The 12,781-nt window shown below is 68.6% G+C and carries 14 protein-coding genes; 7 read left to right on the top strand and 7 right to left on the bottom strand.

Features of this window, described 5'->3' with window-relative positions; all coding sequences use genetic code 11:
- Positions 1–45 precede the first annotated feature (45 nt).
- Positions 46–1,776 (top strand): glycoside hydrolase family 36 protein, encoded by a 1,731-nt coding sequence (locus ACLJOO_RS15565; RefSeq protein ID WP_410787847.1) that lies wholly within the window; start codon positions 46–48, stop codon positions 1,774–1,776.
- 10 nt (positions 1,777–1,786) lie between these two features.
- Positions 1,787–2,791 carry a LacI family DNA-binding transcriptional regulator gene (locus tag ACLJOO_RS15570; protein WP_410787848.1) on the top strand — a complete coding sequence of 335 codons (1,005 nt, stop codon included), beginning with the start codon at positions 1,787–1,789 and terminating at the stop codon, positions 2,789–2,791.
- Here the strand turns inward: ACLJOO_RS15570 and ACLJOO_RS15575 are convergent.
- The 4 genes from ACLJOO_RS15575 to ACLJOO_RS15590 all read right to left on the bottom strand — a co-directional run bounded on the left by ACLJOO_RS15575 (position 2,788) and on the right by ACLJOO_RS15590 (position 4,880).
- On the bottom strand, positions 2,788–3,825 hold the full coding sequence (locus ACLJOO_RS15575) for a zinc-binding dehydrogenase (RefSeq protein ID WP_410787849.1): 1,038 nt from the start codon (positions 3,823–3,825) through the stop codon (positions 2,788–2,790). The genes ACLJOO_RS15570 and ACLJOO_RS15575 overlap by 4 nt on opposite strands.
- Positions 3,826–3,886: 61 nt before the next feature.
- Complete coding sequence (locus ACLJOO_RS15580) at positions 3,887–4,150, bottom strand: hypothetical protein (protein ID WP_410787850.1); 264 nt, start codon at positions 4,148–4,150, stop codon at positions 3,887–3,889.
- Positions 4,147–4,476: a carboxymuconolactone decarboxylase family protein gene (locus ACLJOO_RS15585; protein WP_410787851.1), complete on the bottom strand. Its 330-nt coding sequence runs from the start codon at positions 4,474–4,476 to the stop codon at positions 4,147–4,149. The genes ACLJOO_RS15580 and ACLJOO_RS15585 overlap by 4 nt, the downstream gene beginning before the upstream one ends.
- On the bottom strand, positions 4,473–4,880 hold the full coding sequence (locus ACLJOO_RS15590) for a cupin domain-containing protein (protein WP_410787852.1): 408 nt from the start codon (positions 4,878–4,880) through the stop codon (positions 4,473–4,475). Before ACLJOO_RS15590 ends, ACLJOO_RS15585 begins: the two co-directional genes overlap by 4 nt.
- A 101-nt stretch (positions 4,881–4,981) precedes the next feature.
- Between ACLJOO_RS15590 and ACLJOO_RS15595 the strand changes: the two genes are divergently transcribed.
- Positions 4,982–5,842: a helix-turn-helix transcriptional regulator gene (locus ACLJOO_RS15595; protein ID WP_410787853.1), complete on the top strand. Its 861-nt coding sequence runs from the start codon at positions 4,982–4,984 to the stop codon at positions 5,840–5,842.
- Here the strand turns inward: ACLJOO_RS15595 and ACLJOO_RS15600 are convergent.
- Complete coding sequence (locus tag ACLJOO_RS15600; RefSeq protein ID WP_410787854.1) at positions 5,839–6,711, bottom strand: LysR family transcriptional regulator; 873 nt, start codon at positions 6,709–6,711, stop codon at positions 5,839–5,841. The genes ACLJOO_RS15595 and ACLJOO_RS15600 overlap by 4 nt on opposite strands.
- A gap of 70 nt (positions 6,712–6,781) precedes the next feature.
- Between ACLJOO_RS15600 and ACLJOO_RS15605 the strand changes: the two genes are divergently transcribed.
- Positions 6,782–7,522, top strand: a complete 741-nt coding sequence (locus ACLJOO_RS15605; RefSeq protein ID WP_410787855.1) for an SDR family oxidoreductase — start codon at positions 6,782–6,784, stop codon at positions 7,520–7,522.
- Here the strand turns inward: ACLJOO_RS15605 and ACLJOO_RS15610 are convergent.
- Positions 7,482–8,684 (bottom strand): MFS transporter, encoded by a 1,203-nt coding sequence (locus tag ACLJOO_RS15610; RefSeq protein WP_410787856.1) that lies wholly within the window; start codon positions 8,682–8,684, stop codon positions 7,482–7,484. The two genes, ACLJOO_RS15605 and ACLJOO_RS15610, sit on opposite strands and share 41 nt — an antisense overlap.
- Positions 8,685–8,751: 67 nt before the next feature.
- Between ACLJOO_RS15610 and ACLJOO_RS15615 the strand changes: the two genes are divergently transcribed.
- The 3 genes from ACLJOO_RS15615 to ACLJOO_RS15625 are packed head-to-tail and all read left to right on the top strand — an operon-like array spanning position 8,752 to position 11,438.
- Complete coding sequence (locus tag ACLJOO_RS15615; protein ID WP_410787857.1) at positions 8,752–9,729, top strand: DUF5937 family protein; 978 nt, start codon at positions 8,752–8,754, stop codon at positions 9,727–9,729.
- Positions 9,730–9,755: 26 nt separating this feature from the next.
- Positions 9,756–10,424 carry a hypothetical protein gene (locus ACLJOO_RS15620; RefSeq protein WP_410787858.1) on the top strand — a complete coding sequence of 223 codons (669 nt, stop codon included), beginning with the start codon at positions 9,756–9,758 and terminating at the stop codon, positions 10,422–10,424.
- 45 nt (positions 10,425–10,469) lie between these two features.
- The gene (locus ACLJOO_RS15625) at positions 10,470–11,438 is read left to right on the top strand and encodes an EamA family transporter (protein WP_410787859.1); all 969 of its coding nucleotides are present in this window, start codon (positions 10,470–10,472) and stop codon (positions 11,436–11,438) included.
- A 4-nt stretch (positions 11,439–11,442) separates the two neighbouring features.
- Here ACLJOO_RS15625 and ACLJOO_RS15630 read toward each other — a convergent pair whose 3' ends face one another.
- Positions 11,443–12,594: an alanine--tRNA ligase-related protein gene (locus ACLJOO_RS15630; RefSeq protein WP_410787860.1), complete on the bottom strand. Its 1,152-nt coding sequence runs from the start codon at positions 12,592–12,594 to the stop codon at positions 11,443–11,445.
- Positions 12,595–12,781: the final 187 nt, after the last annotated feature.

A 12,781-nucleotide genomic window follows, 5' to 3' on the forward strand; every position in this document is an offset into this window, starting at 1 on the left:
CGTCAATACTTCGGAGGATTCGGTTTTACCGCTATAGTCCAGCCCGTGAGAACATTTGAGATCCGCTCCGCCGAAGGTCGTGTCGTCCGCAGCGCCAGCCTGACCGGCCCCGGCGCGCTGACCGAGCGCGCGGCCGTCGAGCCCGGTGTCCTGCGGTACGACGTGGTTGCCGACGTCGCTGCCGACGGTCCGGTGACGCTGCGCTGGACCTGGCCGGCCGATGACGCGGTGACGCTCTGGAAGGCGGCCCAGGGATCACGCCGTCACCTGCCGACGGACTGGGGTTCGCATCGGGAGATCCGGTCGGTGCGCTCGGCGCCGGTCGCCGCACTGGTCGACCCGCAGGATCGCAGTTTGTTGACAATCTCCTTGTCGTCAAACGTCCGCGGTTGCGACTTCGCGGTCGGTGTCAACGAGGAGACCGCCGAGCAGCTGATCGAGCTGACGGTGACGGATGTCGAGAGTGCTCGCTTCACGGTGCGGATCGACCTGCGCCAACTGCATTTCGCCGAGTCGCTGCGTGCGGTGACGGTCGAGTGGACGGCCGAGCTGGGTGACCGGATCGCGCCGGTGCCGGACGTTGCGCGACAGGCGATGTACTCGACCTGGTACAGCGACCACCAGCACGTCTCCGCCGAGTCCGTCGAGCGGCACGCCCGCGCGGGAGCGGCGTACGGCACCGAAGCGGTCATCGTCGACGACGGCTGGCAGACCGACGACACGCGGCGCGGGTACGCGTACTGCGGCGACTGGGAGCCGACCAGCCACAAGTTCCCCGACATGGCCGAGCATGTACGTCGCGTGCACGCGCTCGGCCAGCAGTACGTGCTGTGGATCGCGCCGGCGCTGATCGGTGTGCACTCGAAGGCCTGGGACAAGCTGAAGGACCGCACACTCGGCTTTGCCGACGGCGAGGTGACCGCCGTCCTCGACCCCCGCTGTCCCGAGGTACGCGAACACCTCCTGGAGTGCTGCGTTCGTCCAGTGCGTGACTGGGGCGTCGACGGCCTGAAAATCGACTTCATCGATTCCTGGGCGCGGGGCAACATTCCCGCAGTGCCGGGCGGTGACTGCGAGTCTGTCGACGAAGGCGTGGAGCGGTTCTTGCAGGCCGTCACCGACGAGCTACGGAAGCTGCGGCCGGACGTGCTGATCGAGTTCCGTCAGGACTACGTGCACCCGAGGCTCTGGCGGTTCGGCACGTTCCTGCGCGCCGGCGACTGCGCGCTCGACGCGGTGGAGAACCGTGTCCGTACGATCGACTGCCGCATCCTGGCCGGCGACCGCGCGGTGCACTCCGACATGCTGATGTGGAACCCGTCGGCGTCGGCGGAGAACGTCGCGCAGCACTTCATCGGTGCGTTGTTCAGTACGCCGCAGGTGTCGATGGAGTTGGACGCGCTGCCGCCCGGGCACGAGCAGGTGGTCCGGTACTGGCTCGGATTCATGCGCGACCACGCCGACGCGCTGCTGCACGGCGTACTGCGTCCGTCGCGACCGGATGCGCGGTACACGCAGGTTCGCGCGGTCGGTGCGACGGAAACCGTGGTTGCCGTGTACACGAATCCTGTCGTGCGGGTACAGGAGTCGTGCACCGTCGTGGTGAACGGTGGCGCCGAGCGGCGACTGTACGTCGAAGGTGCGTGCGACCGGCTTGTCGACCTCGTAGTGTCTGACTGTTCGGGCCACGAAGTGCACCGCGAGACGACGACTCCGCCCGAGGTGTGGACGATCGACGTTCCGGTCGGTGGATCAGCCCGGATCGTGTGCGAATAAGGGGGAACGGTTGGCTGCAGAGAAGCCGCGGCGTACGACTGTCGCGGACGTCGCCCGATTGGCCGGGGTGTCGGCGATGACGGTGTCGAACGTGCTCAACGCGCCACACCGCGTAGCGGCACCGACAGTCCAGACCGTGCGCGCCGCGATCCAGGAACTCGGGTACATCCCGAACCACGCTGCCCGCGCGTTGTCTTCCGGACGCAGCCAGGTGATCGGCCTGCCGATGTCCTTCGAGGACGACCTCGTGGACGACGACAACCCGGGCCTGGGCGGGTTCTTGCACAGCCTGCTCGGCGGTCTGGTCAAGGCGGCCGCGGTCTCGGGGTACGGGGTCCATGTCGTCGAGACCCCGGCCGACAGCGCGGCCGAGATCGTGCTGTACGAGAAGCTGATCGCGGCGCGGCAGGTCGACGCGATCGTCGTCCTGGAGACGATGCCGCACGACGAGCGGATCGAGTTCCTCAGCCGCCGGCGGTTCCCGTTCGTGGCGTTCGGGCGGACAGGGCCGGAGCATCGGCAGTGCTGGGTCGACGTGGACAACGAGTCGTCGATGGCCGGAGTCGCTGCGCATCTGCGGTCGACCGGCCGGGAGCGGGCGGTGTACCTGGCGACGGACAGCCCGCTGCCATGGGTGCATCAGCGGCGAGACGGGTTCGTCCGGGAGTTCCCGTCGACGGTGGCGCGATCGTTCGGTTCGCTCGAGGCAGTGGCGGCGTACGTCGAGGAGCTGGACCCGCCGGACGTTTTCGTTGCGGACAACGACGCGTTCGCGGTGGTCGCGATGCGGGCGCTGCAGCGGCGCGGGATCGCGGTCGGTCGGGACGTCGCGGTCACCGGGTTCAACGACTTCCCGTTCGCGAGCATGCTCGACACGCCGCTCACGACCGCCCGGATCCCGCTGCGGGACATCGCCGCGTGCCTGTTCGACCGCGCCCTGCGAGAGATCAGCGGCGAGCCGGACGAGCCCGGCCGGCTCGTCACGGCGCCGCTGGTCGTCCGCTCTAGTGCCTAAGGCTTGATCAGCACCTTGAGTGCGGTGCGGTCGTCCATCGTGCGGTAGCCGTCGGCCACGTCGGTGAGGGCGACCTCGCTGTCGAAGACCTTGCCGGGGGCAACGTTGCCGGCGAGAACGTCGGGAAGCAGGGTTTCGATGTAGGCACGGGCGGGCGCGGGACCGCCGGTGAGGGTGATGTTCGGCCCGAAGAGGCTGGGGAATCCGACCGGGGCGTCGCTGTACTGCGGTACGCCGACGCGGCTGATGACGCCGCCGGCCCGGACGACGCCGATCGCCTGGTCGTACGCGGGCCGGTGACCGACCGCTTCGAGTACGACGTGCGTACCGTCGCCGCCGGTGAGATCCCGTACGCGCGCGATCCCCTCGTCAAGGCGCTCGGCAACGACATCGGTGGCGCCGTACTCGCGGCCGAGATCGGTGCGGGCGGTGTGGCGGCCCATGAGGATGATCTGCTCGGCGCCGAGGCGCTTCGCGGACAGAACGGCCAGCAGGCCGACGGCTCCGTCACCGATCACCGTCACGCTCGTCCGCGGGCCGACGTTCGCCTTGATCGCCGCGTGATAGCCGGTTCCGTACACGTCGGACAGCGTGAGCAGCGATGGGATCAGCGGTGAAGTCTCCTCGACCGGTACGGCGACGAGCGTGCCGTCCGCCAGCGGGACCCGGACGGCTTCGGCCTGACCGCCGGCGACGTCGCCGGCGTTCCAGAAGCCGCCGTGCCGACAGGAGGTCTGCAGGCCCTCGCGGCAGAAGTCGCACGTGCCGTCGGACCAAGCAAACGGAGCGATCACGAAGTCGCCGGCCTTGACCGTGGCCACACTGCTGCCGATGTCTTCGACGACGCCAACGAACTCATGGCCCATGGACTTGCCGTCCGGCGTCGCCGCCATGGAGTGATATGGGTGCAGATCGGACCCACACACGCAGGCCCGCACCACGCGGACGATCGCGTCGGTGGGTTCCTTGATGATCGGGTCGGACACGTCGACAACACGAACGTCGCCGGCGCCGTACATATAAGTGGCTCGCATGAGAATCCTTCGATGGTTGGTGACTTGCGTTCAGTACCTGGTGGATCGGCGTGGGGCGTCGTCAGGGCGAGGCGTAGGGTGCCGGGCGCGGCGGCGTGTCCGACGACGCTGCCGACGATCCGTGGGCCGTACCGGTCGTACTTCGTGTGGTAGGCCTTGTCGATCGCGCTGTGAACCTCGCCGTCCGGACCTCGAAGACGACGTCGCGCTCGATACCGCCGGCGCGGATCCGGCCGCGGCCGCTGATCGTGGCGCGCCGGGAGCTGACCTGCAGTTCGGTCGCCTGTCCGACTCGCTCCAGTTCCTGCTCGCTCCAGCCGCTCACCGTGCCGGCTCCGCGGCACCGAAGACGTCCTTGGCGACGGTGATTGCCGACATGGCGCGCGGCCAGCCTGCGTAGAAGGCCAGGTGGATGATGACCTCCTTGAGTTCGGTCTCGGTCAGGCCGTTCGTCTTGGCCAGGGCGAGGTGGCTGCGCAGTTGTTCGGTGCTGCCGTTGGTGATGAGGGCGGCGCAGGTAATCAGGCTCCGGTCCCGCGGGCTGAGTTCGGCGCGGGCCCAGATGTCGCCGAACAGCACCTCGTCGGTGAGCTCGACCAGCTTCGGCGCGAAATCCCCGATCGCCCGCTGGGCTGGGGTTTGCTCGGTCATGACTGTGCCTTTTCGTAGTCGCTGTCGGCGAGATGCTCGCCCCAGGTCGTCTCCGGTACGTCAGGGTTGCCGGTGCCGTCCCAGATGGCGAGGTGGGTCATGAAGCAATCGGCGGTCGCGCCGTGCCAGTGCCACTCCCCCGGTGGGGTGTGGACGGTGTCGCCGGGGCGCATCACGATCACCTGTCGGTCCCGGGTGCCGACCAGGCCGACGCCCTCGGTGACGTGCAGGGTCTGGCCCATCGCGTGCGTGTGCCAGGCGGTGTGGGCGCCGGGCGCGAAGTGCACCGCGTTCACCCGGGCGCGAGACGGTTCCTCACCGCGGTAGATCTGGTCGAACCAGACCTCACCCACGAACCAGTCGCCCGGTCCTTTCCCGGTCGCCGGTTTCGTCAGTTTCTTCATACGTGCCAGTGAATGGGCTGCCCCGTGCCTGCGGGAGTCACTGTCGTTCCAGGTAACGCCAGTACCTCCTTCAGGTCCGGGGGCCCGTCTACGGTGGAGGCATGGACAACCGAGCTGCGATCCGCGAGTTCCTCGCCTCGAGGCGAGCGCGGATCACCCCCGAGCAGGCGGGACTGCCGGCGTACGGCGGCAACCGCCGGGTCAAGGGGCTGCGCCGCGAAGAGGTCGCCATGCTCGCCGGAATGAGCATCGACTACTACGTGCGGCTCGAGCGCGGGAACCTGGCCGGGGCCTCCGACACCGTCCTCGAAGGGCTGGCCCGGGCGCTGCAACTGGACGATGCCGAACGCGCTCACCTGTTCGATCTCGCCCGCGCCGCCGAACCGACTCCCGCGCGCAGCCGAAAGACCGCTCCGGCGACCGTGCCGGCCAGCGTCCAGCTCGTGCTCGATGCCATCGATGACGCACCGGCCTGGGTGCGCAACGCCCGCCACGACATGCTCGCGGCCAACCGGATGGCCCGCGCGCTCCACGCCCCGCTCCTCGCGGACCCGCGCCGCCCCGCGAACAGCGCCCGCTTCGTTTATCTCGACCCGGCCTCACACGATTTCTTCCAGGACTGGGAGCGAGCCGCCGACGACATCGCCGCGATGCTGCGCTCCGAAGCCGGGCGCAATCCGCACGACAAGTTGCTGATCGAACTCATCGGTGAGCTGTCCACCCGCAGCGAGGACTTCCGCACCCGCTGGGCTGCCCACAACGTCCGCTTCCACCGCACCGGCCTGAAGAAATTCCATCACCCGGTCGTCGGTGACCTGGAGCTCACCTTCGAGGCGATGGAGTTCCCTGCCCACCCAGGACTCACCCTCCTGGTGTACGTCGCTCCCGTCGGCAGCCCGACCGCCGACAGCCTGAAACTCCTCGCCAGCTGGGCCGCCACCACGGAAGTACCCCAGCACTAGGGCGCGCCTGACCGCCGGACTGCCACCTCGACGAACTTGGTGAGGTCGGCGGAGCGACTCCCGGCCGGCCAGACGACGAGCATCTGGTACGGCTCGACGTCAGTCACCGGCCGGTAGACGACGTCCGGCCGGATGTTGCGCTCGGCCATCGACTGCGGCACGAGCGCGACCGCCTGCCCGAACGCAACCACCTCCAGCAGTTGCGACGAGTCCTGCACGATCGGCCCGTCCACCGGATCGTCCGGCCGCGCCGACCAGTAGTTGCGCTCAGCAACATTGGACCGGCTCCACCGCGGCGCCGGAATCCCCGCCAGATCGTCAGCCGCCAGCACGTCCCGCGTCGCCAGCTCGTGCCGCACCGGCAGTGCAGCAACCCGCGGCTCCGTGTACAGCAGCTCGGTTTCCAGTCCGTGGTCGTCGAACGGCCGACTGACCAGCGCGACGTCGGCCCGCCCATCCCGCACCATGTCGGCCTGCTCCCCGAACCCGCTCACCACTACCTGTACGCCCGGCAGGTCGTCCCGGAGCTCGGTGACGATCCGGTGCAGCACCTCCGTGGCCACGCCGGGCTTCGCGGTCACGATCAGCCCGCGCGCGGACAGTCCGGCGCGCTGCGTACGACGTACGGCGGAGTCGAGGGCGTCGAGGACCGGACCGGACTCCTTCAACAGCGTCTCCCCCGCGGACGTCAGCGCGAGCCGCTGGCCGGATCGGTCGAACAGGTCGACGCCGAGACGGTGTTCGAGTTGGCGCATCGCGCGGGACAGCGGCGGCTGCGCGATGCCCAGACGCTCGGCGGCGCGGGTGATGTTCAGGTCCTCGGCGACCGCGCGGAAGTACCGCAGTTCGCGGATCTCGGGTTCCGGCATACCTCCAGGGTATGGCGGACCACCTGATCGGTGTTGGTCCGCGGGGGTGGGTCCGCGCTGGACTGGAGGCATGAATCAGAACGAAGTCGCCCTGGTGACGGGCGGAAACAAGGGCATCGGCCACGAGATCGTGCGCCAGCTCGCGGCGCGCGGGCTCACCGTGTACCTGGCCGCACGGAACCCGGCGCTGGGCGCTCGCGCCGCCGAGGAGCTGGACGGCGATGTGCGGTTCGTGCAGCTGGATGTGACCGACGTGGAGTCGGTCGCGGCTGCCGCCAAGCAGGTCGAGGCGGACTCCGGCCGGCTCGATGCGCTGGTGAACAACGCCGGCATCGTGTCCGAGTGGGGTACGGCGGTCGCGGACATCACGGCCGAACAGGTGCGATCGGCGTACGACGTGAATGTGTTCGGCGTGGTCGCGGTGATCAACGCGTTCGTACCGCTGCTGCGGCGATCGCCGAACGCGCGGATCGTGAACATGTCGAGCGGACTCGGTTCGATCAACCTCCTCTCGGAACTCGACGGCCGCCTCGCAACCCAAGGCCTGCTTGCCTACAGCTCGTCGAAGGCGGCACTCAACGCCCTGACGTTGGTCTACGCAAGCGCCCTGCGCGCCGACAACATCAAGGTGAACGCCGCCACCCCGGGCCTCGTACCAACCGACCTGAACACGCAGGCCTCGGTACCACGCGGCGAGCGAACGGTGGCCGACGGAGCCGCCGTACCTGTCGCCCTCGCAACACTCCCGTCCGACGGTCTCACCGGCGTCTTCAGAGGACCTGAGTCACTGTCCGACGTGGCTCCGTGGTGAGCGCCTGACGGGCGATCAGCAGGGTGATTGTGGTGCCGAGGATGCCGGCCGCTGCCATGGTGAGGTTTGGGGCGAGGAAGGAGCCGACGACGCCGCCTAGGGCGATGCTGACGCCCTGGATCGCCATCAGGCCGCTGGTTTGGACGGTGAACAGGCGGCCGCGGTACGACGGGTCGGCGTGCTGCAGGATCAGCGGGTCGATCGCCTGGTTGAAGGCGTAGCCCGAACCGGAGATCGCGAGGAGGACCGCGGCGACCGGGATCGGCGGTGTGGTCAGGAACGCGATCGCGGGTAGCTGGCTCATCAGCAGGAACGGGACGACGAGCCGTCGCCGCACGGAAGGGGTGAACCGCGCGACGACGAGCTCGCCGAGCACGCTGCCGACGGCGTACCCGGTGAACAACGCACCGGCGGCAGCGGCCGCGGTGCCGACCTGAGCGGTGTACGCGACGGCCAGTCCGTCCGGGACGGATGAGAACGCCGGGGCCACCCAGGTCAGCAGGATCAGGTTGCGAAGCTTCGCGTTGGCGAACAGGATCTGTAGCCCTGCCCACGAGTCGCGGACCGTGTTGCTCGTGCGCTCCCCCGGCGGCGTGTACGGCGTACCTGTCCCGATCAGCACCGCTGACGCGATGAAGGTCACGGCGTCGAGCGCCAGCAACCAGTTCGCGCCTACCACTGCGACCGCGATCCCGCCGAGTGCGAACCCGGTCAGCACCGCGACCTGACTGATTGCCCTCAGCAAGGACCGGCCGACCGGGAAGAGGTCGGTCGGCAACAGGTGCGCGAGGCTGGCGGCTCGTGCGCCCGCGAAGATCGGTGCCACGATCCCGGTCACCAGTAGCAAGCCCAGGAGCCCGCCTACCGACATTCCTGGTACCAGCATCAGTCCGATGGCTGCCGCGCTGACCACATCGCACGCGACCAGGACCCGGCGCGCGGGGAATCGGTCCGCGATCGACGAGAACAGCACGCCACTCACGGCGTACGGCAGGAATGAGCAGGCCAGGACGAGGGCCGACAGCAACGGCGATCCGGTGCGCTCGAAGATCAGGATGGACAGCGCGACCTGCGCCGCCACGGTTCCCAGCATCGAGACGGTATGGGCGATGTAGACGGCGCGCAGGCCGGGAAGGCTGAGTACAGCTCGGTAGGACCTCACGCGGCGAGAGTGCACGCGTCCGGGGCGGTCGGCGTAGAGTTTTGGTTGTGGCCGAAAGTTCAGGTTCATGACGGTACTGCGGTTCACGCAGGCGGACGCGCTGCGGTGCCGGTTCGGGGCGTCGCCGTTGTGGGAGACGATGTCCGCGGTGCGGGTGCTGAACGGATCGAAGCACCGGCCGTTGTACGGCGATTGGATCGCGGCGAAGCGGGAATCGGCAGCGCAACTCGACCTGCGCGGACTCAAGGCGGTGCAGCCGCGCGTGGGCTTCACGCCGGACTTCCTGACCCCGCCGCCGAAGGCCTCCCGGGCGAAGTTCGCGACCGAGATCGCCCGCGTCCGTAGTACTCCGCTCGAGAAGGTCCGCACCGAACTGATCCGGTCGCGCGACGAGTTGAAGAATCCCGGCGCGCCGGAGATCGACAAGATGCTGGAGGACCTCGCCGGCACGCGCGAGCGGCTCGCCGACGAGATCGAGAGCGCCTGGGAGGCTCTGATCCGGCCGGACTGGCCGCTGATCAGCCGTGTCCTCGAGGACGACATCGCGTACCGCGGCCAGCAGCTGACCGACGCCGGCCTGACCGGACTGTTCGACGATCTGCACCCGACCCTGGCCTGGGAGGACGACCGCCTGATCGCCACCCGGTACCGCGCCGAGGACCGCGATCTCGCCGGACAGGGTCTGCTCCTGGTCCCCGGAGTCTTCGCCTGGCCGTATCTCGTGATCGTCGTCGACCCGGCGTACCACCCGACGCTCGTCTACCCGGCCCGCGGCGCCGCCCGCCTGTGGTCCGACGCCCCCGCTCCCCCGGACCCGCTGGCCCGCCTCCTCGGCCGCACCCGCGCGACCCTCCTCGTCGCGCTCGACCCACCTGCCACGACCAGTGCGCTCGCCGCCCAGTACAACCTCGCCCTCGCCACGGTCGCCGAGCACCTGTCGGCGTTGTACGACGCGGGTCTCGCGACACGTCGTCGTACCGGTCACCAGGTCCACTACCGACGTACCGAAGTCGGACAGGCCGTCATCGACGCCTCCGTCGGATAGGCGGCTCGCGGCGCGAGAATGCTGAAATGAACAACGCGAAGGCGCTTCCGCCCAGCACCCGCCACACCCGGCGCTGGCCGGCCTCGCTGGCGGTGGTCGCGGTTCTGGTGCTGCAGGTGCTGGTGCCGACGCAGATCAACTCGCTCCCGCGGTGGCTCATGCCGTTGCTCGGTGGACTTCTGCTGCTGCCGCTGGTGTGGATGAACCCGTTCCACCTGCGCCGAGACGAGCCCTGGCTGCGGTCGGTGGAGCTCGTCCTGCTCGCGGTCCTGGTGCTGGTGAACGCGTTCTACCTGGCCGGGATGATCTTCTTCCTGAACAACGGCGACGCCAACGAGGGCAAGGTGCTGGTGAAGAGCGCCCTGCTGATCTGGGTGACGAACGTGGTCGCGTTCGCGGTCTGGTACTGGGAGATCGACCGTGGCGGCCCGTTCGCCCGGGCGCCCGAGCACGAGCGGGAGACCGAGCGGGCGGATCTGCTGTTCCCGCAGATGACTGTCGACCTGGACGGCTGGAAAGGCTGGCTGCCCGGATTCACCGACTACCTGTATGTCGCGCTCACCAACGCGACCGCGTTCAGCCCGACCGACACGCTGCCGCTGACCGCCCGGGTCAAGACCCTGATGGGCATCCAGTCGGCGATCTCATTGTTGACAATCGCCATCATCGCGGCCCGCGCGGTGAACGTCCTCTGAGAACGCACTCGACAGCCATGTAATGGGCATGAGAGCGTTATGCCCATGTACAGCACGAAGTCGGTGGGGTTGGGGTTCGCGATCTTCTCCGCGGTCACGTTCGGCGGGTCGGGTCCGTTCGCGAAGGCGCTGATCGGCGCCGGTTTCACGCCGCAGCAGGCCGCCTGGTTACGGATCCTCGGCGCCGCCGCGGTGCTGGTTCCGCTCGTGCTGGTCTTCCGCGGCCGCGCCGGGCTGCGCTCGGCGCGGGCGTCCTGGAAGGCGCTGGTGCTCTACGGCCTGACCGGGATCGCCGGCTGCCAGACGCTGTTCTTCATCGCCGCCAGCCGGCTGCCGGTCGGCGTGGCGCTGATGCTCGAATTCTCCGGCCCGGTGCTCGTGGTCGCGTGGCTGAAGTTCGGCCAGAAGGTCGCCGTACCGCGGTCGGCCGCGATCGGGGTGAGTATCGCGGTCGTCGGTCTCGCGACGGTGGCCGAGATCTGGTCCGGGTTGCGAATCGACCTGATCGGGCTGCTCGCCGGCCTCGGTGCGGCCGCGTGCCAGGCGACGTACTTCATCCTGATCGACAAGCTGACCGGCGCCGCGGATCCGCTCGTGATGACGGCGGCGGGCAGCGTGGTCGGCGCCGTCGTACTGACGCTGATCGCGGCGCCGTGGGGTACGCCGTGGCACGTGCTGGTGGACTCGATCGCGATCGGCCAGCGGCACGCTCCCGGCTGGGTGATGGCCGCGTGGCTGATCCTGGTGAGCACGGTCGTCGCCTACCTCGCGGGCGCGGCCGCCGTCCAGCGACTCTCGGCGCCGATCGCGGGCGCCGTCGCGTACGTCGAGGTGGTCGCGGCCTGCGTCTTCGCACTGATCCTGCTCGGCGAGACGCTGCGCACCAACCAGATCATCGGCGGAGTGATCGTGCTGGCCGGCGCCTTCGTGGCCCAGTCGTCGGTGGGGAAGGTCGCGTCTCCGGAGATTCCCGACGCTCCCCCGACCGACGTACTGGATCGGGCAGCCATCTAGCGCCTTACCGCAGCGAGTCGACGAGTTCCCGCGGCAGGCCGTGGGTTTCGTGCAGGTACTCGTAGTCGGTGTCGTCGAGGGACTTGTGGAATCGCTCGTGGCTGAGCACCTTGCGGCCGCGGTCGAGCAGATTGCTGAACCGGATCTCCTCGTCGATCAGGATCCGCCGGATCAGCGTCACCGTCTCGCCCTGGTGGAAGTGGCTCAGCGTGTGCTCGAACAGCTCGACCGGGACGTCGGACAGCGACCGCGACTCGTCGTTCTGCCAGAGGATTGTCAACAATCGGCGGATCAACCGACGCAGCACGTACCCGCGGCCGGTGTTCGACGGGTGCACGCCGTCGCCGACGATCACGATGCTGGACCGCAGGTGGTCGATGACGATCCGCTGCGACCGCTCGTCCAGCGACCACAGCTTCTGGATGATCCGCATCCACGGCTCGAACAGCGAGGTCTCGTACACCGAGTGCCTGCCCTCCAGGAGCATCGTCAGTCGCTCCAGGCCGAGACCCGTGTCGATGTTCTGCTGCTTGAGCTCCTCGAGCGAGCCGTCGTCGTGGCGGCGGTACCGCATCATCACGTGGTTCCACACCTCGACCCAGCGGTCGTCGGTGGTCGGCGTACCCTCCGGCCGGCCGTCACCGGTCCAGACGAAGATCTCCGAGTCCGGGCCACACGGACCGGTCGGGCCGTTCGACCACCAGTTGTCGTCGGTGGTCAGCTCGATCGGCAGCCCGAGCTCCTGCCAGGTGCGGAGCGACTCCTGGTCGAGCGGCACCTGCTCGTCGCCGCCGAACACCGTCACGTACATCCGCTGCGGGTCCAGGCCGAAGCGGGTGGTGAGCAGCTCGTACCCCCAGCGCAGCGTCTCGCTGCTCCCGTAGTCCCCCAGCGACCACGAGCCCAGCATCTCGAACACGGTCAGGTGGGTCGGATCACCCACCTCGTCGAGATCGGTGGTTCGCAGGCATCGCTGGATGCCCACGAGTCTGCGTCCCAGTGGATGTGGTTCACCCTCCAGGTACGGCGTGAGCGGATGCATCCCCGAGGTCGTGAAGAGCACGGGATCGCCGAGCCGCGGAATGAGCGTGGACCCGGTCGTCGGGACGTGCTCGCGGTCGAGGAAGAAGTCGATGAAAGTCCTGCTGATGCTCATGGTTCTCGTCCTTGTCGAATTCAGGACCGGAACCAGACCACCGGGCTACAGAAACAACAACACCGGCGAACCGTTTCCGGTCGCCGGTGGAAGTTTCAGAATGTCAGGCCGCGGCAGCCGGAGAGCAGAAAGCTCGTACGGCTGCGGCAAGTCGGAACATTCGGTGCATGTCGGTCAGAGTACACGA

The sequence above is a fragment of the Kribbella sp. C-35 genome, assembly GCF_046549195.1.
Lineage (GTDB): Bacteria > Actinomycetota > Actinomycetes > Propionibacteriales > Kribbellaceae > Kribbella.

Excerpts from the sequence above, each read along its gene's own strand:
- ACLJOO_RS15575 (WP_410787849.1), bottom strand. The coding sequence starts at position 3,825 with ATGCGAGCCACTTATATGTACGGCGCCGGCGACGTTCGTGTTGTCGAC.
- ACLJOO_RS15585 (WP_410787851.1), bottom strand. The coding sequence starts at position 4,476 with ATGACCGAGCAAACCCCAGCCCAGCGGGCGATCGGGGATTTCGCGCCG.
- ACLJOO_RS15590 (WP_410787852.1), bottom strand. The coding sequence starts at position 4,880 with ATGAAGAAACTGACGAAACCGGCGACCGGGAAAGGACCGGGCGACTGG.
- ACLJOO_RS15595 (WP_410787853.1), top strand. The coding sequence starts at position 4,982 with ATGGACAACCGAGCTGCGATCCGCGAGTTCCTCGCCTCGAGGCGAGCG.
- ACLJOO_RS15600 (WP_410787854.1), bottom strand. The coding sequence starts at position 6,711 with ATGCCGGAACCCGAGATCCGCGAACTGCGGTACTTCCGCGCGGTCGCC.
- ACLJOO_RS15605 (WP_410787855.1), top strand. The coding sequence starts at position 6,782 with ATGAATCAGAACGAAGTCGCCCTGGTGACGGGCGGAAACAAGGGCATC.
- ACLJOO_RS15615 (WP_410787857.1), top strand. The coding sequence starts at position 8,752 with ATGACGGTACTGCGGTTCACGCAGGCGGACGCGCTGCGGTGCCGGTTC.
- ACLJOO_RS15620 (WP_410787858.1), top strand. The coding sequence starts at position 9,756 with ATGAACAACGCGAAGGCGCTTCCGCCCAGCACCCGCCACACCCGGCGC.
- ACLJOO_RS15625 (WP_410787859.1), top strand. The coding sequence starts at position 10,470 with ATGTACAGCACGAAGTCGGTGGGGTTGGGGTTCGCGATCTTCTCCGCG.
- ACLJOO_RS15630 (WP_410787860.1), bottom strand. The coding sequence starts at position 12,594 with ATGAGCATCAGCAGGACTTTCATCGACTTCTTCCTCGACCGCGAGCAC.